The sequence below is a fragment of the Variovorax sp. RTB1 genome, assembly GCF_035018765.1.
Lineage (GTDB): Bacteria > Pseudomonadota > Gammaproteobacteria > Burkholderiales > Burkholderiaceae_C > Variovorax.
Genome location: NZ_JASJXG010000004.1, coordinates 197861 through 224309 on the forward strand (window position 1 = coordinate 197861; position 26449 = coordinate 224309).

Genomic DNA, 26449 nt, shown 5'->3' on the forward strand with positions numbered 1-26449 from the left:
CATGTCCACTGCTCCCGAACGACGCCCGCCGACCATCGACCCCGCGGCGGCAGCACGCTGGTTGCGCTGGGTTCCCGCAGAAGGATCGCCCTGGCTGCATGAAGAAATCGGTCGACGCATGGAGGACCGATTGCAGTGGATCAAGGCGCAGCCCGCGACGTGGGCCGACTGGTCGCCGCTGCACGGTGGGCTCGAGGCGCACGCACTGGTGTCGAAGCGCTATCCCAAGGCGGCTTCCTATGTCGTGGAGCAGGAGCGCGGGCTGGTCGAGCGAACCGCCGCGGCCGTGTCGGTCCCCTGGTGGAACGCGCGCCGCTGGCAGGGCGGCGCCGCGCGATTCGATAGCTTGCCTGAGACTGGCGTCGATTTGCTATGGGCCAACATGGCGCTGCATATGGCGGCCGATCCGCAAGCGCTCATCGGCGAATGGCATCGTTCGGTCGCCACCAACGGCTTCCTCATGTTTTCGTGTTTCGGCCCCGACACGGTGCATGAGCTTCGTGCCCTCTATGCACGCCATGGCTGGCCGCCAGCCGGCCATGAGTTCACCGACATGCACGACTGGGGTGACATGCTGGTCGGCGCTGGATTTGCCGAGCCTGTCATGGACATGGAGCGCATCGTGCTGACTTGGGCCACACCGGAGGCGGCGCTGGCCGAACTTCGCACGCTCGGGCGCAACCTGCATCCTGCGCGGTTTGCACAATTGCGCGGCAAAGGCTGGCGCAGGCGGCTGGGCGATGCTTTAAGCGAATTGCATGGCATCGCCGAAAACGAAGGGCGCATCACGCTGACCTTCGAGATCATCTACGGCCATGCCTTCAAGCCGACTCCACGCGTTTCGCTTTCGTCCGAAAGCGCGGTTTCGTTGCGCGAGATGCGCACCATGCTGCAGCGCGGACGGCCGGGCTGATGGGATTAGCGCACAAACCACCCGCTACAATCCGCCGATGCGTGAACTCGCGGGAATTGGCCCGTGATCGAGGCTAATCGGACATCGGTCTGACAGTCGCGGCGCACCGATTTGCCGAACTCGCCCCTTGACGAATTCCGTGTTTCGATTTGCCACTGTTTCAGGCCAGAGCATCCACTGGTTTTTGAAGCGCAATTGCTCGGTCACGCCGAGCCAGCTCGGCTGGCTCTATGCGTCGCTGTGCGTAATTTCGCTCGGCATCGGCACGGTGTTTTGGGTCAACGGGGCGCCTCTGGTGTTGCCGTTCGCGTGGCTCGAACTGACAGCGGTCGGCGTTGCTTTCATGCTGTATGCGCGGCATGCGACCGACGGAGAAAAGATTGCCTTGCAGGGTGGCCGGCTGGTGGTCGAACTGGAGAACGGCGGCCACTATGAGCGGGCAGAATTTTTGCCGCATCAAGTACGGATCGAGCCGCAGGCGGGCGACCGCTCGCTGATCGAAGTTTCAGGACAAGGTCGTTCGGTCAGGGTGGGGCGCTATGTGCGCCCCGAGCTGCGCGCGGCGCTGGCGCGCGAGATTCGCATGGCATTGCGCAGCGCCTGAATAGGCAGGCGTGCGCAAGCGGGCATCGACATGCGGTCACAGGGTTAACTGGTTTTCAAGAAGTGAACACGATGAAGAGCAATTGGCGCAAAAAGTACAAGCCGGCGAATCTGCTGCTGGCGGCCGGCGCGGCGTTCAGCGGCGCGGCACATGCAGTCAGCGATCTGGCTGGCGGCCCTTCCGTTCGCCAGCTCAATTTGCCGGTCGGCGTGACCAAGATCGCCCAGGAACAGTACTTTCTGCACAACGCAATGATGGTGCTGTGCACCGTCATCTTCGTGGCCGTTTTCGCGATCATGTTCTATTCGATCTGGAAGCACCGGAAAGCGGCAGGACACAAGGCGGCCAACTTTCATGAGTCGGTGGTGGTCGAAGTCATCTGGACTATCGTTCCTTTCCTCATCGTGATCGTAATGGCACTGCCCGCCACCAAAGTGCTTGTCGCCCAGAAAGACACGACCAACGCCGATCTCACGATCAAGACGACCGGCTACCAGTGGAAGTGGGGCTACGACTACATCAAGGGGGAGGGCGAAGGCCTCGCCTTCATCTCGACGCTAGACAGTTCGCACCGTGCCATGTCCAACAACGGCGCCAAGGGCCCGAACGGGGAAGCGCCGCCGGCCGACTATCTGCTGAAAGTCGACAACCCGCTGGTCGTTCCGGTCGACAAGAAGGTCCGGATCATCACGACGGCGGAGGACGTGATCCACGCGTTCGCAGTGCAGTCGCTCGGAATCCAGCAGGACGCAATTCCGGGCTTCGTGCGGGATACGTGGTTTCGTGCGCAAGAGGTGGGCGACTACTACGGGCAGTGTGCCAAGCTCTGTGGCAAAGAGCACTCGTACATGCCCATTCATGTGAAAGTGGTCTCGGCAGCGGACTACTCCACCTGGGTTGCCGGCAAGAAGAAAGAAGCGGCGGCCAAGCTCGACGATCCGACCAAGGTCTGGACCTTGCCCGACATGCTGGCGCGCGGCGAAAAGGTCTACGCGGGCAACTGTGCTGCTTGCCATCAGGCCAATGGCAAAGGCGCCGGCCCGATCAAGGCGCTCGACGGCGACGAAAAGGTGCTGAATCCTGATCACGCGATTCAGATTCAAGTATTGCTGAAGGGTCAGAACAACGGCGCGATGCCGTCATGGGCCAAGCTGAGCGACACCGACATCGCCTCCGTCATCACATACACCAAGAACACCTGGTCGAACAAGACAGGGCAGTTGGTCCAGCCGGCCGAAGTGCTGGCGCAGCGCGGCAAGTAAGCCGGCCGATCCCCGAATTGCCAAGGAAGATTTCATGAGCGCAGTCCTCGATCCCCACGGCCACGCGGCCGGCCACGACGACCATGGGCACGACGAACATCACGGAGCGCCAGTCGGCTGGCGCCGCTGGGTGTTTGCCACCAACCACAAGGACATCGGGACGCTGTACCTGTTGTTCAGCCTGACGATGTTCATGATCGGCGGCGTGCTCGCGCTGCTGATCCGCGCTGAGCTGTTTCAGCCTGGACTGCAGTTCCTTAATCCGGAATTGTTCAATCAGTTCACGACCATGCACGGTCTGATCATGGTTTTCGGCGCGATCATGCCGGCGTTCGTGGGGTTCGCCAACTGGATGGTGCCACTGCAGATCGGCGCTTCGGACATGGCCTTCGCGCGCATGAACAATTTCAGCTTCTGGCTGCTGATCCCTGCCTCGCTCATGCTGGTCAGTTCCTTTTTCATGCCGGGTGGAGCGCCGTCGACCGGTTGGACTCTGTACGCGCCACTGACGTTGCAGATGGGCCCATCGATGGACGCCGGCATCTTCGCGATGCACATCATGGGTGCCTCTTCGATCATGGGATCGATCAACATCATCGTGACGATTCTCAACATGCGCGCCCCCGGCATGACGCTGATGAAGATGCCGATGTTCTGCTGGACGTGGCTCATCACGGCCTACCTGCTGATCGCCGTAATGCCTGTGCTGGCCGGCGCGATCACCATGACGTTGACCGATCGGCACTTCGGGACAAGCTTCTTCAACCCCGCTGGCGGCGGTGATCCGGTGATGTACCAGCACATCTTCTGGTTCTTCGGTCACCCCGAGGTCTACATCATGATCTTGCCGGCCTTCGGCATCGTCAGCCAGATAGTGCCGGCTTTTGCCCGCAAGCGGCTCTTCGGTTACGCCTCGATGGTGTACGCGACCTCGTCGATCGCCATCCTGTCGTTTATCGTGTGGGCGCACCACATGTTCACTTCGGGCATGCCGTTGACAGGGCAGTTGTTCTTCATGTACGCGACGATGTTGATCGCGGTGCCGACAGCGGTCAAGGTGTTCAACTGGATCGCGACCATGTGGCAGGGCTCGATGAGCTTCGAGACACCGATGTTGTTCGCGGTCGGCTTCATCTTCGTCTTCACGATGGGCGGTTTCAGTGGGCTGATCCTCGCGGTCGCCCCCATCGACATCCAGCTTCACGATACGTACTACGTCGTTGCGCATTTCCACTACGTTCTCGTGGCCGGCTCCTTGTACGCCATGTTCGCCGGCTTCTATTACTGGAGCCCGAAATGGACAGGCGTGATGTACAGCGAGACGCGCGGCAAGATCCACTTCTGGTGGTCGCTGATCTCGTTCAACGTTACCTTCTTCCCGATGCATTTTCTCGGTCTCGCGGGCATGCCTCGACGCTATGCTGACTACCCGATGCAATTCGCTGATTTCAATGCTGTGGCGTCGGTCGGTGCATTCTTCTTCGGTTTTGCGCAGGTCTACTTCTTCTTCTTCGTCGTGCTGCCTGTCATGCGCGGCAAAGGCGAGAAGGCCACGCAAAAACCGTGGGAAGGCGCTGAAGGACTCGAGTGGGAAGTGCCTTCTCCTGCGCCATTCCATACCTTCGAAACGCCTCCGCGGCTTGATCCGACCGCCACCCGCATCTTGGCCTGATCTGTCCGCACCATGACGCCTGAACAAAAGAAGAACAACCGCAGGATGGGCCTGACCCTGGCCTCCATCGCGGTGCTTTTCTTCGTGGGTTTCATCGTTCGCATGGTGTGGTTCAGCCGCTGAAGGACGTATGGGCTTGCCGCTACGCACCCGCCGCGAAAATGCACGTATGGTCGGCAAGCTGGCCGTGATCGCAGTTGGCATGTTCGCGTTCGGCTATGCACTGGTGCCTTTGTACCGAACGATCTGTGAGGTCACGGGAATCAACGTGCTGGCAGTCGCCGAACTCAGGGTTCCCGGTGGCGCCACTGGAGGCGCCGACGTACGCTTGCCCGACAATACGCAGGTCGACAAAAGCCGCACCATCACGGTCGAGTTCGACGCCAACGCGCGAGGACTGTGGGAATTCAAGCCCGCACTCAATTCACTGGTGGTCCATCCGGGTGAATTGAACACTGTGATGTACGAGTTCCAGAATTCGCAAAACCGGCGTATGGCTGCGCAGGCTATTCCAAGCTATGCGCCACAGCAAGCGGCCCAGTATTTCAACAAGCTCGAATGCTTTTGCTTCAATCAGTACACGTTGGAGCCGGGCGAAAAAAAGCAATGGCCAGTCGCTTTCGTTATCGATCCGAAGATCTCGAAGGACGTGAAGACGATCACGTTGTCCTATACCTTCTTCGAAGTGGGTGGCAAGACGCCACCTGCACCGGTGGCTACGGCCCCCATTTCGCTGGGGCCCAATTCGTGAAAGCACCGCCGCAGCCGCGTAAAGGTTCACTCCTGGGCACCATCAAGGCGGTGGGTTGGTCATTCTTCGGCGTTCGGAAGAACAGTGCCTACCAGGAAGATTTGGCCAAGCTGAACCCCTTGCACATCATCGTCGTGGCCTTTGCGGGCGTGATCGTCTTTGTCGGCGGCCTGATCTTGGTGGTGCGCTTCGTGGTCGCGCCCTGAGGCGCCACTTTCATAAGAATTTGAATCGAGAGAAAAAGCCAGGACCTGATATGAGCTCAACCACGCACGGCACCACGCCCTACTATTTCGTGCCCGGGCCTTCGGGCTATCCGGTCATGGCCTCACTCGGCCTGCTGTTCGTGATCTTCGGCGCGACGCAATGGATCAACAGCCATGAGTGGGGCGCTTACGTCCTCGCCATGGGCATGGTGATCTGGTTGGCCACGCTGTTCGTCTGGTTTCGCGAATCCATCGCGGAGAGCGAAAGCGGCCAGTACGGCCACAAGGTTGACTTGTCCTTCCGCTGGAGCATGAGCTGGTTCATTTTTTCGGAAGTGATGTTCTTCGGCGCTTTCTTTACGGCGCTGTGGTGGGCGCGCACGCACGCGCTTCCGGCGCTGGGCAGCTTGGACAATGCGCTGCTGTGGCCTGACTTCAAAGCGGTGTGGCCCAGCATGGCTGCGGGCGCAACCGGCGCTCCTGCCGATCTCGTCGAGCCTTTTCAGACTGTCGGGCCGTTCTGGCTGCCCACGATCAACACCGCGCTGCTGCTGACTTCCGGCGTGACCCTCACCATCGCCCACCATGCGTTGCGCGCCGGTCATCGCGCCCAATGCATCCGCTTCATGTGGGTAACGGTGCTGCTCGGGGTGCTGTTCCTGGGCGTGCAAGGCTACGAGTACCACCATCTGTATACCGAGCTGAACCTCAAGCTGAGTTCCGGCGCCTATGGCTCGACTTTCTTCATGTTGACCGGTTTTCACGGGCTGCATGTTTTCATCGGCATGTTGATGCTGCTGTTCATCACGCTGCGCCTTCGCTCAGGGCATTTCACGCCAGAGCGCCATTTCGGCTTCGAGGGCGCCGCTTGGTACTGGCATTTCGTGGACGTTGTCTGGCTGGGCCTCTACACGTTGGTCTATTGGCTTTGACGGGTAACGACGGCACAGCAAAAAAGCGCCGCAAGGCGCTTTTTTCATGGGCGTGGTGTATCAACAGCGGCGATGCTCGCCGGCAAGACCTACTTGCCGACCGGCAGTCCCCCTGGCTGGATGTACCCGAGTTTCCAGGCAATCAGAATGCACAGGAACAAAACCACCGAGAGGCCGATCCGAACAGTCAGGGCGCGCACCATGCCGCCCCCCTTGGCTCTGCCGTCGCGACCGTCCTTCAGCATGAAGAACAGCGCAAATCCCAAGCTCGCCAGGATGCCCACGAACGCCAAGGCGATGACATATTTCATGACTCACATTATCGGCCGACCAGCCCTTCTCCCGTGCTGAACGGCGATCCAGACCACGATGCCGATATGCGCGGGCAGACTAGCGGTCGCGCTGCCCCCACCCGCTCCAGCGAGGAGTGGAAAGGCGCACGGAGAGGCCGTTTCTGGGTCATCGCCATCGCAGCCATCCTGACCATTGCCGCGACGGCGTCGCTCGGGCGCTGGCAACTGTCGCGCGCAGCGCAAAAAGAAGCGATGCAGGCCGAAAGCGAGGCGCAGAGCCGGCGCCCAGAGCTCGATCAACAGACGTTTCTGTCGACCGACAAGGGTTCTGACGAGATGCTGCGGCCCGTGCGGTTGCGCGGCCTGTGGCTCGGAGCCCAAACCGTCTATCTCGACAACCGGCAGATGCACGGCGTGCCTGGCTTCTATGTGCTGACACCTTTTGCATTGGAGGGCAGCAATCAGACAGTCATGGTGCAGCGCGGCTGGATCCAGCGCAACTTCCAGAACCGTACGCAACTGCAGCCAGTGCAAACGCCTGCCGGCCTGGTGGAAGTGGTCGGGCGCATCGCGCCGCCGCCGTCGCATTTACTGGAACTTGGCAAGAGCGCTGTTGTGGTGCCACCTGATGCGGCCGCTTCGTCTGCTGCGGCCAGTTCAAGCGCTTCCGGTACCGCATCGGCTGTCGCCTCCCCATCGGTTGCCGCCGCTGCCATGGCAGCGCCCGAAGGGTCTTATGCGATCCGGCAGAATCTAGATCTTGAAGCGTTTCGCGTCGAAACCGGGTTGCCGCTCCGCACCGATCTCTCGCTGCAGCAGTCCGGGTCGGCTTCCGAAGGATTGCAGCGCGATTGGCCGGCGCCGGCGCTGGGAATCGAACGGCACTACGGCTACGCATTTCAGTGGTTCGCCCTTTCGGCCCTTGTCGCACTTCTCTATGTCTGGTTTCAACTCATCGCCCCCTGGCGCAAAACCAGTCGTGCACCGCATGGCTGACGAACCGTTGTCGCTCACCGTGCATTCGATGCCTTCGCCGCAGCAGCCGGAAGGCGACGGCGCGCGCCGCACGGTCAAGGGGCGCTGGAAGATGATCGCAGTCATGCTGTGCTGTGCCGCACCGATCGTCGCGTCTTACTTCACTTATTACGTGGTCCGGCCGGAAGGCCGTAGCGTTTACGGCGAACTGATCGATCCGCAGCAGCCGCTGCCTGCATTCAGTGCAACCGGGCGTGACGGTGCGCGCGTCGACCTGCAGACTCTCAAGGGGCAGTGGTTGCTCGTTGCCGTGGCTGATGCAGCGTGCAATTCTTTGTGCGAGCAGCAGCTCTACTTGCAACGCCAGATGCGCGAAGGCCTTGGTCGCGAAAAAGACCGCCTCGACCGGGTTTGGCTCGTGAGCGATACGGCGCCGATTCCAGAGCGTCTCGACAATGGACTCCGCGGCGCGACGGTTCTTCGCTTGCCCGCCGCCGAGCTGGCGCAATGGCTGGTACCGGGTGCCGGGCATGGCTTGAGCGAGCATCTTTACGTAGTCGATCCGATGGGCAACTGGATGATGCGTTTTCCGGCGAGCATGGATACGCAAGGCGCCACGCGTGCCAAGCGCGATCTCGATCGGTTGCTTCGCGCCTCTGCTTCCTGGGATGAACCCAACCGCTGACGTGATGACGTCGATGCCATGAACACCCAAGCGCTCTACGACCTCACACCGATCGTCTGGCTGATAGTGGCCGGCGCGCTGCTTGCGTTGGGTCCCTTGCTGTGGATTTGGCGTCGCAACGCCAGCGCGGGCGCAGCGCGGCGGTTGCACGCGCTCACCGTCCTCACGCTGTTTCTCACCTTCGATCTGACGCTGTTCGGTGCGTTCACCCGATTGACCGATTCCGGCCTGGGGTGCCCCGACTGGCCCGGTTGCTACGGCAATGCCAGCCCGGTCGGTGCGCGACATGACATCGCAGCAGCGCAGGCTGCGCAACCCACCGGACCGGTCACGCACGGCAAGGCGTGGGTCGAGATGATTCATCGCTACGGTGCCACAGGCGTGGGAGCGCTGATCGTCGCTTTGGCCTTGGCGACATTGATGGCGCGCAGGCGCCAGCGTCTTTCGCTGCGTGTCACGCGGGCATCGGAGGCCACGATGCCGTTGCACGAAACTGCTCCGCTCAGCACCGTCTGGCCGGCGGTCACAGTGGTATGGGTCTGCATGCAGGGCGCGTTCGGGGCCCTGACCGTGACCTGGAAGCTCTACCCGGCCATCGTCACACTGCATTTGCTCGGGGCCATCGGGTTGCTTGCCATGTTGTGCGTGCAGGCTGTGCGCTACCAGCAAATCGCTTCCGGGCGCACGCCGACAGCCCTTGGTCGAACGCTCCGCATCGGGTTGATTGCGACGACCGCCCTGCTGGTGCTGCAGATTGCGCTCGGCGGCTGGGTTAGCACCAACTATGCAGTGGTCGCCTGTCTGCAGTTCCCTACCTGCCAAGACAGTTGGTGGCCCGCGATGAATTTTGCGCAGGGCTTTGAAATCTGGCGTCACCTCGGCATGACATCGGACGGGGTGCCGATCGAATTCGCCGCGCTCACGGCCATTCATTACGTGCACCGCCTGATGGCTTACGTGGTCTTCGGTGCGATCGGCATTCTGGCGTGGCGCCTGAATCGCATCCCCGCGCTGCGGCCACAAGGCCGTTGGCTGGCGGGGCTCGCGCTGCTGCAGTTGGCGACCGGGCTTGGCAATGTGCTGCTGGGCTGGCCATTGGCAGCCGCCGTGCTGCACACCGGCGGTGCGGCCGCGCTGGCGGTCGTCCTGACATGGACATTGTGTGAAAGCAAGCCCGAAACGGCTACCGCGCCTGCGCGTTCCGATGCGGACCTGCACCCTCAGCCGCGGGTATCGAACAACGGCCCAGACTGGGAGGCTGCATGAGCACCCCATTGCCCCTGGAGCAGACCAGCACTGCCAACGTGTTCCGCCAGTTTTACGCGCTGACCAAGCCGCGGGTGGTGCAACTCATCGTTTTCTGCGCGCTGATCGGCATGGTGCTGGCGGTTCCCGGTGTGCCGGGCTGGGGCGATCTGCAGCGCGGCGTGCTGGCGTGTGTCGGCATCTGGCTGGTGGCCGGTGCGGCCGCGGCCTTCAACTGTCTGGTTGAAAAGGGCATCGATGCCAAGATGAAACGCACCGCATGGCGCCCGACGGCTCGCGGTCAGCTCAGCGACCGGCAGGCGCTGATCTTTTCGGCGGTGTTGTGTGCAGCGGGCTCTGCAGTACTGTGGTTTGCCATCAATCCGCTGACCATGTGGCTGACCTTCGCCACCTTCGTCGGCTATGCCGTGATCTACACGCTCATCTTGAAACCGCTGACGCCTCAAAACATCGTGATCGGTGGTGCCTCGGGCGCGATGCCGCCGGTGCTGGGCTGGGCTGCGATGACCGGCGAAGTCAGCGCCGATGCGCTCATTCTTTTTCTGATTATTTTCTTGTGGACGCCGCCGCACTTCTGGGCGCTCGCGCTCTATCGCGTCGAGGACTATCGCAAGGCCGGTCTGCCGATGCTGCCCGTGACGCACGGCAACGAGTTCACGCGGCTGCAGGTCCTGCTCTATACCTGCGTGTTGTTCGCCGCCTGTCTCATGCCGTTCATCTACGGCATGAGCGGCTGGCTTTATCTTGCGGTGGCCATTGCGGTCAGCATCGGTTTCACTGGCTATGCCTTCGCGCTGTGGCGCAACTATTCGGATGCGTTGGCGCGCAAGACATTCCGCTTTTCGTTGATCCACTTGAGCGTGCTGTTTGCGGCGCTGCTGGTCGATCACTACCTGATTTAAACGGACCCTTTTCATGAACAAGCGCAACGCGCTCAAAGCGATCGCACTGGCCGCGGCGTGGACCGGTGTGACGATGGCTGCAGGCGTTGGCATTTCAGGTTGCACCGAGGAAGCCAAGCAGACATTCAATGCGGTCGACATGACCGGCGCTGACTATGCCAAGGACTTTTCGCTGACCGACGCGGATGGCAAGGTGCGCACGTTGGCCGACTTCAAGGGCAAGGTTGTCGTGCTGTTCTTTGGTTATGCGCAGTGCCCCGACGTCTGCCCGACGACCATGACCGAGATGGCGCAGGTGAAGCAAGCGCTCGGTGCCGATGCCGACAAGTTGCAAGTGCTCTTCATCACGGTCGATCCGGCGCGTGACACGCCGACCGTCATGAAGGCGTACATGGGCGCGTTCGATCCAAGCTTCGTCGCGCTGATTCCTACTCCCGAGCAGCTCGCCGTGACGGCAAAAGACTTCAAGGCTTATTACAAGAAGGTCGACGGAACCACGCCGACCAGCTATTCGATGGACCACTCGGCTGCGAGCTACCTGTACGACCCGCAGGGCCGGCTGCGCCTCTATGCGCGCTACGGCTCGGGTGTTCCGGCGATGGTGGCCGACGTGAAGGCTTTGCTGAAATCGTCTTGAGCCTGTCGGGTTGCTCTCATGGCCGCCCCCGATTGAAAGCCAAAAAAAAGCCCGACACCGTCGGGCTTTTTGCTTTGTGAGGGCAAGAAGATCAGGCGTAAGCCACCAACGACTTCTTCATCTTTTTCATCGCCGCCACTTCGATCTGGCGAATGCGCTCGGCGCTGACACCGTACACCGCAGCCAAGTCATGCAGCGTCATGCCGCCAGAACCGTCGTCGTTGACCTTGAGCCAGCGCTCCTCCACGATACGTCGGCTGCGTTCGTCCAGCGCTTCGAGCGCGGTCGAGATGCCGTCGCTCGACAGCCGGTCGCGAGCCCGCGATTCGAGCTGCGCCGTCGGTTCCTGTGTCGCGTCGGCCAAATAGGCGATCGGGCCGAACTGGTCTTCGCCATCGTCCGACGGACTCGGGTCGAGCAACACGTCGCCGCCCGAGAGACGCATTTCCATCTCGAGCACTTCTTCGCGCTTGACGTTCAGCTTCTCGGCCATTTGCGTGACCTGGCTTTCAGTTAGCGTCGCGCGATGTGTGTCGCCATTGGCGGCTGCATCGTTGGCCTTGTAGGCCTGCTTCATCGAGCGCAAGTTGAAGAACAGCTTTCGCTGGGCCTTGGTCGTCGCGACCTTGACCATGCGCCAGTTCTTCAGGATGTACTCGTGAATCTCGGCCTTGATCCAGTGCATGGCATAGCTCACCAGCCGCACACCTTGGTCAGGGTCGAAGCGCTTCACCGCTTTCATCAAGCCGACGTTCCCTTCCTGGATCAGGTCGCCGTGAGGCAAACCGTAGCCGAGGTATTGGCGGGAAATAGACACGACCAAGCGCAGATGCGAAAGAATCAAGGCACCGGCCGCCTCGAGGTCGTTGTTGTCGCGCAGCTTGCGCGCGAATCCCTGCTCTTCCTCGAGTGTGAGCAGCGGCAGCCGGTTGGCTGTAGAAATGTAGGCGTCCAGGTTACCCAGCGGGGGCACCATCGACCATGGGTTGGCGACGGCGAGCTGGTTTGCTGCAGAGGCTCCAGACAGTGTTGTCATTTGGGGAAACTCCTTCGTAAAAACCATATTAGCACTCGGTTAGAGCGAGTGCTAACGTAAGGGTTCCCACTAGTTTCTACCTCCCTTATGGCGTCTGGCTGTCGGGTAACAGGCCGTCTTGGCCGTGGGCCAGGGCACGGACGCATTTCTTGTCCATCAGCTTTTGGGGCTCCCGCTGTTCGACCGAACCGACGACCGATTTATTTCACGTTCGAGTCAAATGGTTGAGCAGCGTTCGGTAAAAACGCCGTCCTCGTCGAATTTGCACTTTTGTACTAAGGTCGGCAGCGTCACATTAGCCCTGCCAGCCAACGCGCTGAGCATGCTCAACAACCAACGAGGGCGAAACGATGGCCAAGGTGATCCTGATCACGAGCGACGGACGTGCGAGACAAATCGAGCTGGAATCGCCGCAGATCACGGTCGGCCGGTCGGACCAAAGCGACATCGTGCTGCAGGGCACTCAGGTCAGCCGTGCGCATGCGCTGCTGTCCTATGATCACGGAGTTTTCTCTGTCCGCGACCTGGAAAGCAGTAATGGCACGTTCGTCAACGGGCTCAAGGTGCAGCGCCAAAAGTTACGCCATCAGGATGTGATCCGCATCGGCGACTACGAACTGCGATTTCTCGAACGCGACGTGACCGCCTTCAGTGGCCAGGTCTTGTCGCTCACTACCGACTGAGACAGCTGACTCAGCGGCTGCTAACCGAGCAAAGCCTGCGCGAATTCGCGGGCGTCGAACGTTTCAAGATCTTCCAGTTTTTCGCCAACGCCGATGAAATAGACCGGAATCGGCCGCTCCCGCGCAATGGCACACAGCACGCCGCCTTTGGCCGTGCCATCGAGCTTGGTCACGATCAAGCCCGTCAAACCGAGTATTTCGTCGAAAGCCCTCACCTGCGCCAGAGCGTTCTGGCCCGTGTTGCCGTCGATCACCAGCAGGACCTCGTGCGGTGCCGTCGCATCGGCTTTGCTCACGACGCGTTTGATCTTTTTTAACTCGTCCATCAGGTGCAGTTGGGTCGGCAACCGGCCTGCGGTATCGACCAGCACCACGTCTTTGCCCCGCGCCTTGCCCGCTTTGACGGCATCGAAGCTCACGGCGGACGGATCGCCGCCCGCGTTACTGACGATCTCGACCGTGTTGCGATCGGCCCATACCAGCAATTGTTCGCGCGCCGCGGCCCGAAAGGTATCCGCCGCAGCCAGCAAGACGGACGCGCCTTCGCTGGCAAGGTGCTTGGTCAGCTTGCCGATCGACGTCGTCTTGCCGGCGCCATTGACGCCCGCCACCATGATCACCGTGGGTGTGTGCTGCCCGATGACCAACGGCTTTTCGAGTGGCTTCAGCAGGTCGGCGATAGCGTCGGCCAGCAGCACTTTGACTTGCGCTGCATTGCTTGGCATGGAGCTTCTCACCCGGCGGCGCAAGTCTTCCAGAAGATATTCTGTGGCTTTGACGCCGGTGTCGGCCATCAGGAGTGCCGACTCCAGTTCCTCGTACAAGGCGTCGTCGATCTGCGCATTGACGAAGGTCGCGGCGATGCTGGTGCCCGTCTTGCGGAGGCCGGACTTGAGCTTGTCCATCCAGCCGGCGCGGGAGGCGGGAGCGGCGGGGAGCGCTACCGTTGCCGCTAGAGCGGAGACGGGCGTTGGCGCTACCACCGGCTGAGGCGCAGGAGCGACCACCGGTGGTGTCGTGGGCACGGCAACCGGCGGCGGCGCCACCGGAACTTCTAACGCCGTCTCGCCCTTGAACCATGTCGAGGGCGCAAAAACCGAGCGCGCCGGCGCTGCTTGAGCAGGCGATTCGGCAGGCTTTTCCAGCGCGGGAGGGGCAATGGGTGCCGCAGGACTTTCGACCGCAGGCTTTTTCTTGAAGAAACTGAACATTCGGGAGGTTTTTACAATCCGACCCATTCTATGAAACACCCCTCGCCACGCCGTGCTGCGTCCGGTGCGGTGCTGACGATGGCGCTCATGGCGCTGTGGACGGCACCTGCACAGGCTCAAACCCAGCCCTCACCCTCTGTTCCCACCGCGACCGCCACCCCCGCATCAACGTCGACGCAGCCTCAGCAATTCACCCTCTCCAACGGCATGACGCTGATCGTGCAGCCCGACCGGCGCGCGCCGACGGCGGTACAGATGGTCTGGGTGCGGGTCGGGTCGATCGACGAAGTCGACGGCACTTCGGGCGTGGCCCATGCGCTCGAACACATGATGTTCAAGGGCACCAAGACGCTCAAGCCCGGCGAATTTTCACGCCGCGTGGCAGCCCTCGGTGGCCGCGAAAACGCCTTCACCACGCGCGATTACACCGGCTACTACCAGCAGATCCCTGAAGGCAAGCTCGAAGACGTGATGAAGATCGAGTCCGACCGCTTCGCCAACAGCCAGTGGGTCGACGACGAGTTCAAGCGCGAGATCGAAGTGGTGAAAGAGGAGCGGCGGCTTCGCACCGACGACCAGCCGCGTGCCTTGCTCGGCGAACAACAAAACGCCGCCATCTGGACCGCGTCGCCGTACCACCGCCCGATCGTCGGCTGGATGAGCGATCTCGAAGCGATGACGCCCGATGACGTGCGCAATTTTCATCAGCGTTGGTACGTGCCCGCTAACGCGGCCATCGTGATCGCCGGCGATGTCGACGTGGCCCGTGTTCGTGCATTGGCCGAGAAGTACTACGGCAGCATTCCGGCGCGCGCCGTGCCAGTGCGCAAGCCTCGCACCGAGCCCGAACAAAAGGGCGTTCGCCGCGTCGAGTTCAAGGCACCCGCCGAGCAGTCTTACGTGTCGCTCGCGTTTCGTTCGCCACAAATCACCAGCCTGGACGCCGAAAGCGACGTGTGGGCGCTGGTCGTGCTGTCGGCCGTGCTCGACGGCTACTCCGGCTCGCGTCTCGACCGCGCGCTCACGCAAGGCCCCGATCGCGTCGCGGACTCGGCCGGTGCATCGGCCGGCTTTGTCGGTCGCGGTCCGCAGGTCTTCATGCTCGACGGTGTTCCGGCAGCCGGCAAGACACCCGAGCAGGTCGAGGCCGCGTTGCGCGCCGAAATTGCGCGCGTGGCACGCGATGGCGTGGGCGCCGCCGAGCTGGCGCGCGTCAAGACGCAATGGGTCGCCAGCGAAACCTACAAGCTCGATTCGGTGATGGCGCAAGCGCGTGAGCTGGGCAGCAACTGGGTCGAGGGACTGCCGCTCGATGCCAGCGAAAAGATCATCGCGCGTCTGCAGGCGGTCGCGCCGGCGCAGGTGCAGGCGGTCGCCGCCAAATACTTCGGCGACGACCAACTCACGGTCGCGACGCTCCGGCCGCTGCCGGTCGACAAGAACCGGCGCCCGCGTGCGCCCGCCGTGCCTGCGGGCGAACTGCGCTGAAAGAAATGCAACCCATGTTGACCTTCAAGAAGATCGCGGCTGTGGCCGCCATGACCGCATTGACCGCCGCTGCGACGCTTTCCGTTTCGAGTGCACAGGCCGCCATTCCGATCCAGCACTGGACTTTGCCAAACGGCGCCAAGGTGTACCTCGGCGCCGTCAGCACCTTGCCCATCGTCGATGTGCAGCTCGACTTCGATGCAGGCAGCCGCCGCGACCCGGATGCGCAAGCGGGCCTGGCCGGCGTTACTGCAGACATGGTCGAAAAGGGCATTCGTGCCGTGGACGGTGCACCTGCCATGGACCAGAACGCGCTGGGCGAAGCCTGGGCCGATCTGGGCGCCGAGTTCAACGTCGGCGCCGGCGGCGAGCGCACGAGCTTCGCGCTGCGCAGCCTCTCCGATCCCAAGTTGCTCGACAAGGCCGTTGCGCTGGCGGCACGCGTCATAGGCGAGCCGGCGTTCCCCGACGACGTCTGGCAGCGGGAGCGAGAGCGCCTCAGCGCGGCCATCAAGGAGGCGAACACCAAGCCCGGCGTTGTCGCGGCACGCAACTTCGCGCATGCGGTGTATGGGTCCAATCCGTTGGGCCAGGAGACCGACGAGACCACGCTGGCGCGCATCGACGTGGCGACCATGCGCGCGCGATACGCGGCGCTCATGCAGCCGTGCCGCGCCAAGCTGAGCATTGTCGGCGCAGTGACGCGAGCGCAGGCGGACGCCATTGCGACCGCATTGCTGGCTCGCTTGCCGCAAACGGCGACGTGCGCCGCACTGCCGATCATTCCGCAAGTCGCTGCGCTCACGGCACCGAAAGTGGAGCGCATCCCGTTCGAGTCCGCGCAGGCGCAGGTCGTTATTGGCCAGCCGGGCTACCGGCGCGACGATCCCGATCACTTCGCGTTGAACCTCGGCAACTACGTGCTGGGCGGCGGCGGCTTCGTCTCGCGTTTGACGGAGCAGGTGCGCGAGAAGCGTGGCCTGACTTACAGCATCTACAGCGGCTTTGCGCCGGGGCTGGAGGCCGGCGCTTTTCGCATCGGCTTCCAGACGCGGCCCGACCAAGCAGACGAAGCTGTGAAGGTGTCCCGCGAGGTACTGGCGAGGTTCGTCGCCGACGGTCCGACAGACGCCGAACTCAAGGCCGCCAAGGACAACGTGATCGGCGGTTTCCCCTTGCTGCTCGACAGCAACAAGAAACTGCTCGGCAACATCGCCAACATTGCCTGGTACGACCTGCCTTTCGACTACCTCGACACCTGGACCGCGCGCATGAACGCGATCACTGCGGCCGACATCAAGGCCGCGTTTGCCCGCAAATTGCAGCCAGAGCGCATGGTCACGGTTATCGTCGGCGCCAAGCCATGAAAAAACCAGACAAGACCAAAGCACGCGTTCAGCCGACTGGCCGCGCCGACAAACGACCGCATGAGGTCCGCATCATCGGCGGCCAGTGGAAGCGCACGCGCCTCGCCGTCGCCGACAAACCGGGGCTGCGTCCGACGCCCGACCGGGTTCGCGAGACGTTGTTCAACTGGCTCGCCAGCCTTGCGGGCGCTTCATCCGGCGCTACCGGCGGCGCTCTGCCCGGCTGGCACTGCATCGATGCGTTTGCCGGCACCGGAGCGCTTGGGCTCGAAGCGGCGTCGCGCGGTGCCGTCAGCGTGCTGCTGGTCGATCAGGAATCTGCTCTCGTCGACCAGTTGCTCAAGCTCAAGACCAAGCTTGCGGCCGAGGCGGTGCGCATCGAGCGCGGCAACGGCGTCACGGCACTCGAGCGCACGACGGCCAACTCAATGCACGCGGTGTTTCTCGACCCGCCTTTCGAAAGCCCGGCGCTGTACGAGCCGGCGTTGCGTGCCGCGGCGCGTGCGGTACACGACGATGGCGCGGTCTATCTCGAAGCCGCACGTCTCTGGAACGACGAAGAGCTGGCGCCGCTCGGTCTTCATGTCTACCGCCACCTGAAGGCCGGCGCGGTGCACGCCCATCTGCTGCGAAAGGGCCCGGCCAGCGCTGCATAATCCGCCGACCCGGCCGCAAAGGCCGAAGGAGTGGAGCCCATGACCAGCAACGTGATCGCGGTTTACCCCGGCACCTTCGACCCCATCACTCTCGGCCACGAAGACGTGGTTCGACGTGCCACCCAGCTTTTTTCGAAGGTGATCGTCGCGGTTGCTGCCGGCCATCACAAAAAGGCGCTGTTCTCGCTGCAAGAGCGCATCCAGATGGCGCAACAGGCCGTCGAGCCCTACAGCGACCAGGTGACCGTGGAAAGTTTTTCGGGCCTGTTGCGCGACTTCGTGGTGGCGCGCGGCGGCAAGGCAATGGTGCGCGGCCTGCGCGCCGTCACCGACTTCGACTACGAGTTCCAGCTCGCAGGCATGAACCGCTCCCTCATGCCCAACGTCGAGACCGTGTTCCTCACGCCGAGTGACAAATACCAGTTCATCTCCAGCACCTTCGTGCGCGAGATTGCGATGCTCGGCGGTGAAGTCGACAAGTTCGTTTCGCCCAGCGTGCAGACCGAACTCATCGCCAAAGTCCGCAGCCTGGGCCGCGAATAGATCGTGATGTCGGCCGAGCCGCCCCGCCTGCACGCGCTCGGCGATGCAGCCTTGCTCTGCGAGCTACCCGCGCCGGCCACGCTGGCGCAGCAACAGAAAATCTGGGCGCTGGCCAGCGAAGCATCGCGCTGGCGCGGTGTGCATGAAGTGCTGCCGGGCATGAACAATCTGACCCTGCTGTTCGACCCACTCGAGATCGAGGCTTCCGAGCTCGAGATACAGGTCTTCGCTGCGTGGCCGCAACTCACCGCCACGGCCATCGAAGGCCGGCAGATCGAGATTCCGGTGCGCTATGGCGGCGAAGACGGTCCCGACCTGGCCGACGTCGCAGCTCACACGGGCCTCACGCCGGCCGAGGTGGTGCAGCGCCATGCGGCTGCCGACTACATCGTTTACTTCCTCGGGTTTTTGCCCGGCTTCGCATTCATGGGCGGCCTGCCGACATCGCTTGCAACGCCGCGTCGCGCAGAGCCGCGGACCGCGGTGCCGGCACGCTCGGTCGGCATCGGCGGCGAGCAGACCGGCATCTATCCGCTGGTGTCGCCCGGCGGTTGGCAGCTGATCGGCCGCACGTCGCTCGAGCTGTTCGACCCGAAGAACGAACCGCCGACCTTGCTGCGTCCCGGTGATCGCGTGCGCTTCGTCGCCGAAAGCGTGCAACCATGATCGTCGTCGTGCGGCCCGGCATGCTGTCGTCGGTGCAGGATTTGGGGCGCTACGGTCATAGGCAGTTCGGCATCTGCCCGGGCGGTGCGCTCGATGCGCTGGCGTTGACGCTGGCCAACCGGCTGGTCGGCAACGACGACAACGCGGCCGGGCTCGAATTGACGATGGGGCGTTGCGAATTTCGTTTCGAGACCGGCACACGCATCGCACTGGCGGGTGACGATTTCGGTGCGACGCTCGATGGCGTTCCGCTCTGGCCGAACTGGAGCGTGCCGGTGTCCGCCGGGCAGACCTTGGTGCTCGCCGGCGCCAACGCCAAGAGCGCCAAGCAGGGCCTGCGCAGCTGGCTCGCAGTGGCCGGTGGCATCGACGTGGTGCAGATACTCGGCTCGCGCAGCACCGATCTCAAGGCCGGGTTCGGTGGTCATCAGGGCCGCGCATTGAAGAAGGGCGACCGCTTGCCGATCGGCGTTTCGACGTTGACCCCGGCGTTGTTGAGGCGTCGCGCTTTTGGGTTGCGCGCGCCGGGCTGGGGTATCGACGGCCATCACGTGAGCGCCAATGCGCCGATCCCGTTGCGCGTGATGCCCGGCCCCGAGTTCGATCAGTTCACCGTCGCTTCGCGCGAGTTGCTATGGAGCGCGACATGGCGCGTGACGCCGCAGAGCAACCGCATGGGCAGCCGGCTCGATGGACCCGAACTCAGGCGCAAGCGCAACGTCGACATGCTGTCGGCGGGCGTGATTCCGGGGACTATTCAGGTGCCCCCGTCGGGCAAGCCGATCATCCTGATGGGCGATGCGCAAACCACTGGCGGCTATCCGCGCGTCGGCGTGGTGATTCGCGCGGACCTGTGGAAGCTGGCGCAGGCGCCGCTCAACGGCCAACTGCAGATGGTGCGAGTCGATGCCACCGAAGCGCTGGCGGCGTGGGATGGACAGCAACGCTATCTGGCGCAGGTCGATCAAGGCCTCGCTTCTGCAGGCTGGCCGGTGTCGTCCCAGAATGCGGTGGTCGAACCATTGCCCCGAGAGGTGATCGAAGGAACAAGCCATGCAGATTGATTTGAACGCCGACCTTGGCGAAGGCGCCGGCAGCGATGAAGCGCTTCTCGCGCTGGTGAGTTCGGCCAACATCGCATGCGGCTGGCATGCTGGCGACGCAAAGACCATGCAGCAATGCGTGCGCTGGGCCATCCGGCACGGCGTCGCGATCGGCGCGCATCCGAGCTTCCCCGATCGAGAGAACTTCGGCCGCAGCACCATGCACTTGCCGCCAGACGAGATCACCGCTGGCGTGCTGTATCAGATCGGCGCGCTGGCTGCGATCGTCAAGGCCGAGGGCGGCACGCTGGCCCACGTCAAGCCGCACGGCCAGCTCTACAACCAGGCGGCGAAAGAGCCCGAACTCGCCGCCGCCATTTGCGAGGCGGTGCGCCGCTTCGATCCTTCGCTCAAGTTCTTCGGGCTGGCGGGCAGCGGGATGATCGATGCGGCGCGAAAGGCCGGCCTGACGCCGGTCGAAGAAGTCTTTGCCGACCGCGGCTACCAGCCCGATGGCAGCTTGGTGCCGCGCAGCCAGCCCGGCGCGCTCATCGAAGACGAAGCACAGTCGTTGGCGCAGACCCTTTCGCTGGTGCGCGACCACCAGGTGACGGCCATCGACGGCAGCATCGTCGCGGTCAATGCGCAGACCGTGTGCCTGCACGGCGATGGCGCGCATGCGCTGGCGTTTGCCAAACGCATCCGCGAGCGGCTGCTCGAAGAAGGCATTGCCGTGCACGCCTGATGGCGTGTTCAGGCTGCGCTGACGCGTTCGAGCCAGTCGACCAGGGCGGCGTTGACCAGCGCCGGCTTTTCCATCGTCAGCATGTGGCCGCATTGCGGCACCCAAACCACCTCTGCTTGCGGCACCAACGCGGCGATTTCGCGTGAGCAGGCAGGCGGCGTCAAGGTGTCGCTGTCACCGCACATCACCAGCACCGGGCAGCGCAACGAAGGAAGGTGCGTGCGCGCATCGGGCCGCTGCATCACGGCGCGGTTCTGGCGGATGAGTTGCACGGCGCCCGCGTCCAGCACGATTTGCAGGTACCGCTGCGTGAGTTCGCGGTCGGTCGCCTGTGCCCGATGAAAAGCGAACACGATGTTCGGCTCGATCACGTCGCGCACGTCGCCGCGCTCGAACAGTTCGATGGCCGCTTCGCGCAATGCATAGGTTTCAGCGCCTTCAGGTTGTGCGTTGGTGCCGAGCAATGCCAGCCCGACGACGCGCTCGGGCGCTTGTCGCGCGGCTTCCATGGCGATCATTCCGCCCATCGAGGCACCGCACAAAATGAGCAGGCCGGCGTTCTCGCGGAGCACTGCGGCGGCCATCGAGGGGATGGTGCCGTATCGCGTCGCGGCATCGCTGACCTTTGTTTCGAGCGCCGCCGGCAACGCGGGAAGTTGATCGCGCCACAAGCGCGCATCGCAGGCAAGACCGGGAAGAAGAACAAGGCGAACGGGGCGGGTGAGCGAGGTCATCAGACGATTTTCGGTGAAGCGGCGGCGTGCCATTGGCGGTCGATAGAGCATGCCGATGAAAGTCGTCGAAGTCCTCGGAGAGGCGCAACACGGTCGTCGCAGTTGCAAGGGAAAATAGACGTCCATGCCAACGCCCATCACCGCATCTTCTTCCGCCACCGAAATAATCCTCATCCGCCACGGCGAGACCGACTGGAATCGTGAGTTGCGATTCCAGGGTCATATCGACGTGCCGTTGAACGACATGGGGCACGAGCAGGCGCGTCGTCTCGGCCTGCGACTGGCAGGCGAGACGGTGCAGCATCTGCTCAGCAGCGACCTCATGCGAGCGCAGCAAACGGCTGCGCCCGCCGCTCAGCAACTGAGCCTGCCCGTCGTGACGCGTGTCTCGCTGCGGGAGCAGAACTTCGGCCTAGTCGAGGGCATGCGTGCCGATGAAATCCAGAACCTGCATCCGCGTGCATGGGAGCAGTGGCTGGAGTTTCGCGAGGACCACGCAATGCCCGAAGGCGAGAATGCGCGCGATTTTCATGCGCGCATCATGGGCGCGCTTGGTGACATCGCGGCGCTCCATGCGGGCCAGCGCGTGCTGGTCGTGACCCACGGTGGCGTGCTCGACATGGTGTGGCGCACCGCCAATGGCCTGAGCCTGAGCGGGCCGCGTCGCAGCGATATTCCGAATGCCGGGTTCAATCGTGTTCGCATCGCCGATGCGGCGGTGCCGACAAGCATCGAGATTCTCGACTGGGCCGACACGCGTCACCTCGACGATCTGCCGGCGCAGCCGACATACGACCAGACGCGGCACCTGCCCAAGCGCTAGCAGCACCAGGACTCGCTAGCTGTCCGGTGCGGTGACCATCGTGTCCAGGCCGAGGCGCCCGTACACCACCGCTGTCTGCCGGCGCAACCGGAGCGATTCGGGTTGTCCATTGAGCTGCTGTTGCAGCACGCCTTGCGCACCTGTCAGCGTGGCCTCGGTGCCGCAACACACCAGTGCGTCGAGATAAACCTGTTCGAACAGATCGCGCTGCGCATGGCTGCCGCCGATCTCGATCAGTCGCGGCAAAGCCTGGCCGAGTTCTTCGATGGCCGTCACGAAGTCGCCGCGTGCGTGCGCCATCAAGCCCATGGCGGCCGGCACGCACACGCGTTGCCATGCTGAGCGCGTCGACGCCGGCGCGTGTGGTGCAAAGGCTTCGATGTTGCGCAGCAGCGTGTCGGCTTCGGGGCGATCGGCGCGTGCCAGGCCGTACAGGTATTGCAGGTCCAGAAACGGCAGCACGTGGTCGTCGAGCCGGCGCGGCAGGTAGCCGGCCACATCGTTCCACCGATGGCCGACGTCGATGCCCGCGAGTTCGAAGCGGGCCAGCAGGGACACCGCACCGATCTGGTCCTGCGAGTAGTCCTTGGCTACCCCCCACACTTGCCGGTCGTAGATATCCAGTGCCTCGGCATCACGGCCGAGATCGATGAGGAACAGCGCCACGTGCCACCAGTTGTGCGTGACCATGAACGAGTTGAGACCGGTCCAGGTGTCGCTCACGTCCTGCATGAACGCCAGCCCTTCGGTGAGCCGGCCCTCGGTCAGCATGACGTGCCCCAGCGCGTGATGTGCCCAAGGCTCCTTGCGGCACATGGCGATGGCTCGGCGCGCACTCGCCTCGGCCTCCCGCATCAGGTGGCACTGCTCGTAGCCGAAAGCGGCCATGCCGTGCATGTACGGAATATCGGCCGCAACGGGCAGGGCAGCCAGTGCCAGCCGCAGCATGCCGGGGCCGTCGCCGGTGTTGAAGCAGTGGTATTGGCCGAGCTTGAGCGACACGAGGTCGCGTGGATGCTCGCGCGCCTGCTCGGTGTGCAGCGCGATGGCGCGTGCGATGTCGCCGGCAGCCCATGCTTCGACGGCTGCGATGTAGCGGCGCTCGCGCGGTGTGGCGCGTGCATTGTCGATCGCACCCGCCTTCGCCCGGTCGAGGTACGGCGTCGCGTTGGCGACCGCATCGCGCGACTCCGCGAACAGATGCAGCGTCGCCGCATACGCCTGCACGATCGGGCTCAGGTCGGCGTTGGCGATGGTCAGCAAGTTGACGGCGCGGCCCTCGGTCGAGATGAAGCCCATGACGAAGTCGTCGACCGAGGCCCGGCTGGCCTCGTCGTCGAGGGTCAACGGGTTGCCGAGACTGTCTGTCGTGAGCATGTGCGTGCGAGTCGCGGAATCGACCGGTTCTCAGTTTTTAGGCGGTTGCGGCCATGCGCGTTGCGGCTCGCGAATCAGCTCGAAAGCGCGCGACACCTTGAGCACGCCCAGGTCGTCGAAGCGTTGTCCGGCAATCTGCAGCCCGATGGGCAAACCCGCCGCGCTGTAGCCGCAGTTGATCGATGACGCCGGCTGCTCCGACATGTTGTACGGCACCGTGAAGCCGATGTGCTCCAGCGGCCGCAACGGATCGTTGGTCGGCGATGCATGGTCGGCAGGGGCCGGCATGTTGGGCGAAACGGGCGAGATCACGTAGTCGTACTTCGCACAGGCATCCACCGTTGCCACGCGGGTCGCATGGAACTGACTGAGGGCACGGAACACATGTTCGCCGCTGAACCCGGCGGCGCTCTCGGCCCACTGGAGAATGTACGGTAGCACCTTGGCGCGTCGCTCAGGCGGCAGCGTCTTCATGTCCACAAGCGAGCGCATGCGCCACAGGTGATCCATACCGTCGAGCATGGCCTGCGACATGAAGGGCTGCATCGGCTCGACGATGGCGCCGGCTTGTTCGAAGAGACGTGCTGCATTTTCGATGGCCGCCTTGATCTCGGGCTCGACCGCCAGGCCGCAGCCGGCATCGAGCAGCAGGCCGATGCGAAGTCCCTTCAAGTAGTCGACAGCGACTTCGCTGGAAGACCATGCGATGTCTTGCGCCGGCAAGCTCATGCTGTCGCGTGCGTCGGGCAGCGCCAGCACTTCCATCATCAACGCCGCATCACCGACGGTGCGCGTCATGGGACCGGCCGAGCGACCCATGTACGGCGGGTCGATCGGAATACGGCCCAGACTCGGCTTGAGCGTGAAGATGCCGCACCAGCCGGCCGGCAGGCGCAACGATCCGCCGATGTCGGTGCCAACGTGAAGCGGTCCGTAGCCAGCGGCTGCGGCAGCACCTGCGCCGGCGCTTGAGCCGCCCGGCGTCTTGCTCAAGTCCCATGGGTTGCGCGCCAGCGTATGAAAGCTCGACAGGCCCGACGACAACATGCCGTAGTCGGGCATCGTCGTTTTCGAGACGATGACTGCGCCGCTTTCTTTCAGGCGGGCCGAGGGAGGCGCGTCTGCGGGGGCGGGGCGCAGCTCGACAGCCGCCGTGCCGGCCGGCAGCGGATCACCGCGCGTCGCGATGTTTTCCTTGATCGTGGTCGGCACACCGTCGAGCGGGCCGAGCGGTGAACCGTTGCGCCAGCGCGTTTCCGATGCACGCGCCTGCTCGAGCGCGGACTCGGGACGCAGCAGGTACGTCGCCTGCAGGTGCGGCTCCCAACGCTCGACGTGCGCGAGCACCGCCTGCGTCACCTCGACCGGCGAAAGCGCGCGATCGCGATAGGCGTCGACCAGCTCGCGCGCAGTCAGTTCGTTGAGTGCCTGGCTCACGACCAGCTCAGTGCCGACAGATCGTTGACGGAAATCGGCATTTCTTTCCACAGTCCCTTCACGCCCTTCTTGGCGATGGTGGGGAACTGCGGCTGGTACATGAAGCCGTTGGCGGCATCGGTCGCCAGCATCTTTTGCGCTTCGCCCAGAAGCTTGAGGCGCTCGGCCGCGTTGCCGGTGCTCTTGATCTTGTCGAACAGCGTGTCGAAAGCCTTCGACTGGTAGCCCCAGTAATAGTCTGGCTTGGCGTAGTTGCCGATGTCGAACGGTTCGACGTGCGAAATGATCGACAGGTCGTAGTTGTGCGGGCCGCCGTAGGTGTTGCTGAGCCACTGCGCCCACTCGACGTTCTGCACCTTGACGACGATACCGATCTTGGCGAGCTGAGCCACGACCACTTCTCCGCCCTGCCGCGCATAGGGCGGTGGCGGCAAGGTCATCGTCAGTTCGAGCGGCGTCTTGACGCCGGCTTCGGCCAGCAGTTTCTTGGCCTTTTCGATGTCGAACGGGTTGATGCCAGTGGTGTCGATGTAGCCCGCCGCGCCCGGCACGTAGTGGCTTCCGATCGGCACGCCAAAGCCATCGGCGGCGCCTTCGATAAAGGCTTTGCGGTCGAGCGCAGCCAGGATGGCGCGGCGCACGCGCACGTCGTCCAGCGGCTTCTTCTTGTTGTTGATGGCGACGATGGTCTTGGCGCGCGAGCCGCCGAGGATCACCTGGAATTGCGGGTTGCTCTTGAACTGCGGAACGATGCGTGTGCCGGCGCGCGGGAACGCATCGACGTCGCCGGCCAAAAGCGACGCCGCCTGCGCGGCGGTGTCGGCGATGAAGCGGAACGTGACCTTGTTGATCTTGGCGTTGCCGGGGCTGCGAAAGCCTTCCCACTTGGTCAGAACGAGCGACGAGCCCTTGGCCCAGCTCTCCAGTTTGTAGGGGCCGGTGCCGATCGGTTTGGTCGCGTTGGTGTCGGCGCTCTTGGGCTCGACGATCACGGCCGTCGCTTGCCCCAGCACGAAGGGCAGGTCGGGATCGATCTCCTTGTTGATCACGACCACGGTGGCGTCGTCGATCACTTGCGTGCTCAGGTTGGCGAACGTCCGCTTGTCCTTGTTGGTGCTCTTCTCACCGCCGGCGCGGTCGAAGGCGAACTTGACTGTCGTCGCGTTGAACGGCTCGCCGTTCTGGAACTTGACGCCGCGGCGCAACTTGAAGGTGTACGTCTTCAGGTCGGGCGATACCTCCCAGCTTTCGGCCAGCATCGGCGTCACGCTGCCGTCGGCGTTGATCTTGGTCAGCGTTTCGAGCACGTTGTATTGAACGATCTCGGCAATGGCTGCGGCGGCGCCTGCGGTCGGGTCGAGCCCCGGCGGTTCGAGCGCCATGCCGATCACGATCGAATCCTTGCGGCCTTGCGACAAGGCAAGCGTTGGCAAGGTCGAGGCCAGTGCGGCCGCGGCAGATGAGGTGAGGACGGTACGTCTGTTCAGCATGGTCGGGGCTCCAGAGGGACTGATGAAATCAAGGAAAAACAAAGTTACATCA

General features: G+C 63.3%; 29 protein-coding genes. 22 read left to right on the plus strand and 7 right to left on the minus strand.

Features of this window, described 5'->3' with window-relative positions; all coding sequences use genetic code 11:
- Position 1 precedes the first annotated feature (1 nt).
- The 8 genes from QN397_RS04835 to QN397_RS04870 all read left to right on the plus strand — a co-directional run bounded on the left by QN397_RS04835 (position 2) and on the right by QN397_RS04870 (position 6340).
- The gene (locus QN397_RS04835; protein ID WP_323495642.1) at positions 2-913 is read left to right on the plus strand and encodes a biotin synthase; all 912 of its coding nucleotides are present in this window, start codon (positions 2-4) and stop codon (positions 911-913) included.
- Between the two features lie 127 nt (positions 914-1040).
- Complete coding sequence (locus QN397_RS04840; RefSeq protein ID WP_187053009.1) at positions 1041-1517, plus strand: DUF2244 domain-containing protein; 477 nt, start codon at positions 1041-1043, stop codon at positions 1515-1517.
- A 71-nt stretch (positions 1518-1588) separates the two neighbouring features.
- A complete protein-coding gene (gene coxB / locus QN397_RS04845; RefSeq protein ID WP_323495641.1) occupies positions 1589-2779 on the plus strand; it encodes a cytochrome c oxidase subunit II in 1191 nt (396 codons plus the stop codon).
- A gap of 34 nt (positions 2780-2813) precedes the next feature.
- A complete protein-coding gene (gene ctaD, locus QN397_RS04850) occupies positions 2814-4451 on the plus strand; it encodes a cytochrome c oxidase subunit I (RefSeq protein ID WP_187053007.1) in 1638 nt (545 codons plus the stop codon).
- Between the two features lie 12 nt (positions 4452-4463).
- The gene (locus QN397_RS04855; RefSeq protein WP_222620422.1) at positions 4464-4574 is read left to right on the plus strand and encodes a cytochrome oxidase small assembly protein; all 111 of its coding nucleotides are present in this window, start codon (positions 4464-4466) and stop codon (positions 4572-4574) included.
- Positions 4575-4581: 7 nt separating this feature from the next.
- On the plus strand, positions 4582-5202 hold the full coding sequence (locus tag QN397_RS04860; protein WP_416352143.1) for a cytochrome c oxidase assembly protein: 621 nt from the start codon (positions 4582-4584) through the stop codon (positions 5200-5202).
- Entirely contained in the window at positions 5199-5408 is a 210-nt protein-coding gene (locus tag QN397_RS04865; protein WP_323495639.1) for a DUF2970 domain-containing protein, read from the plus strand. The genes QN397_RS04860 and QN397_RS04865 overlap by 4 nt, the downstream gene beginning before the upstream one ends.
- A 50-nt stretch (positions 5409-5458) precedes the next feature.
- Entirely contained in the window at positions 5459-6340 is an 882-nt protein-coding gene (locus QN397_RS04870; RefSeq protein ID WP_323495638.1) for a cytochrome c oxidase subunit 3, read from the plus strand.
- Positions 6341-6429: 89 nt separating this feature from the next.
- Here the strand turns inward: QN397_RS04870 and QN397_RS04875 are convergent, their stop codons facing one another.
- On the minus strand, positions 6430-6651 hold the full coding sequence (locus QN397_RS04875) for a twin transmembrane helix small protein (RefSeq protein WP_323495637.1): 222 nt from the start codon (positions 6649-6651) through the stop codon (positions 6430-6432).
- A 66-nt stretch (positions 6652-6717) separates the two neighbouring features.
- On the opposite strand from QN397_RS04875, the gene QN397_RS04880 reads away from it, so the two are divergent.
- The 5 genes from QN397_RS04880 to QN397_RS04900 are packed head-to-tail and all read left to right on the plus strand — an operon-like array spanning position 6718 to position 11098.
- Positions 6718-7629 (plus strand): SURF1 family protein, encoded by a 912-nt coding sequence (locus tag QN397_RS04880; RefSeq protein ID WP_416352304.1) that lies wholly within the window; start codon positions 6718-6720, stop codon positions 7627-7629.
- Positions 7622-8293, plus strand: a complete 672-nt coding sequence (locus QN397_RS04885; RefSeq protein ID WP_187053002.1) for an SCO family protein — start codon at positions 7622-7624, stop codon at positions 8291-8293. Before QN397_RS04880 ends, QN397_RS04885 begins: the two co-directional genes overlap by 8 nt.
- A gap of 18 nt (positions 8294-8311) precedes the next feature.
- Positions 8312-9559, plus strand: coding sequence for a COX15/CtaA family protein (locus tag QN397_RS04890; protein WP_323500216.1), 1248 nt, complete (start codon positions 8312-8314; stop codon positions 9557-9559).
- Positions 9556-10461, plus strand: a complete 906-nt coding sequence (gene cyoE, locus QN397_RS04895) for a heme o synthase (protein ID WP_323495635.1) — start codon at positions 9556-9558, stop codon at positions 10459-10461. The genes QN397_RS04890 and cyoE overlap by 4 nt, the downstream gene beginning before the upstream one ends.
- 13 nt (positions 10462-10474) lie before the next feature.
- A complete protein-coding gene (locus tag QN397_RS04900; RefSeq protein WP_323500217.1) occupies positions 10475-11098 on the plus strand; it encodes an SCO family protein in 624 nt (207 codons plus the stop codon).
- 91 nt (positions 11099-11189) lie between these two features.
- Here QN397_RS04900 and rpoH read toward each other — a convergent pair whose 3' ends face one another.
- Complete coding sequence (gene rpoH / locus QN397_RS04905; protein WP_323500218.1) at positions 11190-12134, minus strand: RNA polymerase sigma factor RpoH; 945 nt, start codon at positions 12132-12134, stop codon at positions 11190-11192.
- 350 nt (positions 12135-12484) lie between these two features.
- Between rpoH and QN397_RS04910 the strand changes: the two genes are divergently transcribed.
- Positions 12485-12817, plus strand: a complete 333-nt coding sequence (locus tag QN397_RS04910) for an FHA domain-containing protein (RefSeq protein WP_323500219.1) — start codon at positions 12485-12487, stop codon at positions 12815-12817.
- A gap of 20 nt (positions 12818-12837) precedes the next feature.
- Here the strand turns inward: QN397_RS04910 and ftsY are convergent, their stop codons facing one another.
- Complete coding sequence (gene ftsY / locus QN397_RS04915) at positions 12838-14028, minus strand: signal recognition particle-docking protein FtsY (RefSeq protein ID WP_323500220.1); 1191 nt, start codon at positions 14026-14028, stop codon at positions 12838-12840.
- Between the two features lie 30 nt (positions 14029-14058).
- On the opposite strand from ftsY, the gene QN397_RS04920 reads away from it, so the two are divergent.
- The 7 genes from QN397_RS04920 to pxpA are packed head-to-tail and all read left to right on the plus strand — an operon-like array spanning position 14059 to position 20536.
- Positions 14059-15516 carry a pitrilysin family protein gene (locus QN397_RS04920; protein ID WP_323500221.1) on the plus strand — a complete coding sequence of 486 codons (1458 nt, stop codon included), beginning with the start codon at positions 14059-14061 and terminating at the stop codon, positions 15514-15516.
- Positions 15517-15521: 5 nt separating this feature from the next.
- Complete coding sequence (locus QN397_RS04925; RefSeq protein WP_416352305.1) at positions 15522-16883, plus strand: M16 family metallopeptidase; 1362 nt, start codon at positions 15522-15524, stop codon at positions 16881-16883.
- Entirely contained in the window at positions 16880-17539 is a 660-nt protein-coding gene (locus QN397_RS04930; RefSeq protein ID WP_323500222.1) for an RsmD family RNA methyltransferase, read from the plus strand. The genes QN397_RS04925 and QN397_RS04930 overlap by 4 nt, the downstream gene beginning before the upstream one ends.
- 39 nt (positions 17540-17578) lie before the next feature.
- A complete protein-coding gene (coaD, locus tag QN397_RS04935; protein WP_187052993.1) occupies positions 17579-18082 on the plus strand; it encodes a pantetheine-phosphate adenylyltransferase in 504 nt (167 codons plus the stop codon).
- Positions 18083-18088: 6 nt separating this feature from the next.
- A complete protein-coding gene (gene pxpB, locus QN397_RS04940) occupies positions 18089-18748 on the plus strand; it encodes a 5-oxoprolinase subunit PxpB (protein ID WP_323500223.1) in 660 nt (219 codons plus the stop codon).
- A complete protein-coding gene (locus tag QN397_RS04945) occupies positions 18745-19812 on the plus strand; it encodes a biotin-dependent carboxyltransferase family protein (RefSeq protein WP_323500224.1) in 1068 nt (355 codons plus the stop codon). Before pxpB ends, QN397_RS04945 begins: the two co-directional genes overlap by 4 nt.
- Positions 19802-20536: a 5-oxoprolinase subunit PxpA gene (pxpA, locus tag QN397_RS04950; RefSeq protein WP_323500225.1), complete on the plus strand. Its 735-nt coding sequence runs from the start codon at positions 19802-19804 to the stop codon at positions 20534-20536. The genes QN397_RS04945 and pxpA overlap by 11 nt, the downstream gene beginning before the upstream one ends.
- A gap of 8 nt (positions 20537-20544) precedes the next feature.
- On the opposite strand, the gene QN397_RS04955 is transcribed toward pxpA, so the two are convergent.
- Positions 20545-21270, minus strand: coding sequence for an alpha/beta fold hydrolase (locus QN397_RS04955; protein ID WP_323495624.1), 726 nt, complete (start codon positions 21268-21270; stop codon positions 20545-20547).
- 124 nt (positions 21271-21394) lie between these two features.
- Between QN397_RS04955 and QN397_RS04960 the strand changes: the two genes are divergently transcribed.
- Entirely contained in the window at positions 21395-22093 is a 699-nt protein-coding gene (locus tag QN397_RS04960; RefSeq protein WP_323500226.1) for a histidine phosphatase family protein, read from the plus strand.
- 15 nt (positions 22094-22108) lie between these two features.
- Here the strand turns inward: QN397_RS04960 and QN397_RS04965 are convergent, their stop codons facing one another.
- The 3 genes from QN397_RS04965 to QN397_RS04975 are packed head-to-tail and all read right to left on the minus strand — an operon-like array spanning position 22109 to position 26397.
- The gene (locus QN397_RS04965) at positions 22109-23470 is read right to left on the minus strand and encodes a tetratricopeptide repeat protein (RefSeq protein ID WP_323500227.1); all 1362 of its coding nucleotides are present in this window, start codon (positions 23468-23470) and stop codon (positions 22109-22111) included.
- Positions 23471-23500: 30 nt separating this feature from the next.
- Positions 23501-24907 (minus strand): amidase, encoded by a 1407-nt coding sequence (locus QN397_RS04970; RefSeq protein ID WP_323500228.1) that lies wholly within the window; start codon positions 24905-24907, stop codon positions 23501-23503.
- Entirely contained in the window at positions 24904-26397 is a 1494-nt protein-coding gene (locus QN397_RS04975) for an ABC transporter substrate-binding protein (RefSeq protein ID WP_323500229.1), read from the minus strand. The genes QN397_RS04970 and QN397_RS04975 overlap by 4 nt, the downstream gene beginning before the upstream one ends.
- Positions 26398-26449: the final 52 nt, after the last annotated feature.

Excerpts from the sequence above, each read along its gene's own strand:
- QN397_RS04835 (WP_323495642.1), top strand. The coding sequence starts at position 2 with ATGTCCACTGCTCCCGAACGACGCCCGCCGACCATCGACCCCGCGGCG.
- coxB (WP_323495641.1), top strand. The coding sequence starts at position 1,589 with ATGAAGAGCAATTGGCGCAAAAAGTACAAGCCGGCGAATCTGCTGCTG.
- ctaD (WP_187053007.1), top strand. The coding sequence starts at position 2,814 with ATGAGCGCAGTCCTCGATCCCCACGGCCACGCGGCCGGCCACGACGAC.
- QN397_RS04855 (WP_222620422.1), top strand. The coding sequence starts at position 4,464 with ATGACGCCTGAACAAAAGAAGAACAACCGCAGGATGGGCCTGACCCTG.
- QN397_RS04860 (WP_416352143.1), top strand. The coding sequence starts at position 4,582 with ATGGGCTTGCCGCTACGCACCCGCCGCGAAAATGCACGTATGGTCGGC.
- QN397_RS04870 (WP_323495638.1), top strand. The coding sequence starts at position 5,459 with ATGAGCTCAACCACGCACGGCACCACGCCCTACTATTTCGTGCCCGGG.
- QN397_RS04875 (WP_323495637.1), bottom strand. The coding sequence starts at position 6,651 with ATGAAATATGTCATCGCCTTGGCGTTCGTGGGCATCCTGGCGAGCTTG.
- QN397_RS04880 (WP_416352304.1), top strand. The coding sequence starts at position 6,718 with ATGCGCGGGCAGACTAGCGGTCGCGCTGCCCCCACCCGCTCCAGCGAG.
- QN397_RS04885 (WP_187053002.1), top strand. The coding sequence starts at position 7,622 with ATGGCTGACGAACCGTTGTCGCTCACCGTGCATTCGATGCCTTCGCCG.
- QN397_RS04890 (WP_323500216.1), top strand. The coding sequence starts at position 8,312 with ATGAACACCCAAGCGCTCTACGACCTCACACCGATCGTCTGGCTGATA.
- cyoE (WP_323495635.1), top strand. The coding sequence starts at position 9,556 with ATGAGCACCCCATTGCCCCTGGAGCAGACCAGCACTGCCAACGTGTTC.
- QN397_RS04900 (WP_323500217.1), top strand. The coding sequence starts at position 10,475 with ATGAACAAGCGCAACGCGCTCAAAGCGATCGCACTGGCCGCGGCGTGG.
- rpoH (WP_323500218.1), bottom strand. The coding sequence starts at position 12,134 with ATGACAACACTGTCTGGAGCCTCTGCAGCAAACCAGCTCGCCGTCGCC.
- QN397_RS04910 (WP_323500219.1), top strand. The coding sequence starts at position 12,485 with ATGGCCAAGGTGATCCTGATCACGAGCGACGGACGTGCGAGACAAATC.
- ftsY (WP_323500220.1), bottom strand. The coding sequence starts at position 14,028 with ATGTTCAGTTTCTTCAAGAAAAAGCCTGCGGTCGAAAGTCCTGCGGCA.
- QN397_RS04920 (WP_323500221.1), top strand. The coding sequence starts at position 14,059 with ATGAAACACCCCTCGCCACGCCGTGCTGCGTCCGGTGCGGTGCTGACG.
- QN397_RS04925 (WP_416352305.1), top strand. The coding sequence starts at position 15,522 with ATGCAACCCATGTTGACCTTCAAGAAGATCGCGGCTGTGGCCGCCATG.
- QN397_RS04930 (WP_323500222.1), top strand. The coding sequence starts at position 16,880 with ATGAAAAAACCAGACAAGACCAAAGCACGCGTTCAGCCGACTGGCCGC.
- coaD (WP_187052993.1), top strand. The coding sequence starts at position 17,579 with ATGACCAGCAACGTGATCGCGGTTTACCCCGGCACCTTCGACCCCATC.
- pxpB (WP_323500223.1), top strand. The coding sequence starts at position 18,089 with ATGTCGGCCGAGCCGCCCCGCCTGCACGCGCTCGGCGATGCAGCCTTG.
- QN397_RS04945 (WP_323500224.1), top strand. The coding sequence starts at position 18,745 with ATGATCGTCGTCGTGCGGCCCGGCATGCTGTCGTCGGTGCAGGATTTG.
- pxpA (WP_323500225.1), top strand. The coding sequence starts at position 19,802 with ATGCAGATTGATTTGAACGCCGACCTTGGCGAAGGCGCCGGCAGCGAT.
- QN397_RS04955 (WP_323495624.1), bottom strand. The coding sequence starts at position 21,270 with ATGACCTCGCTCACCCGCCCCGTTCGCCTTGTTCTTCTTCCCGGTCTT.
- QN397_RS04960 (WP_323500226.1), top strand. The coding sequence starts at position 21,395 with ATGCCAACGCCCATCACCGCATCTTCTTCCGCCACCGAAATAATCCTC.
- QN397_RS04965 (WP_323500227.1), bottom strand. The coding sequence starts at position 23,470 with ATGCTCACGACAGACAGTCTCGGCAACCCGTTGACCCTCGACGACGAG.
- QN397_RS04975 (WP_323500229.1), bottom strand. The coding sequence starts at position 26,397 with ATGCTGAACAGACGTACCGTCCTCACCTCATCTGCCGCGGCCGCACTG.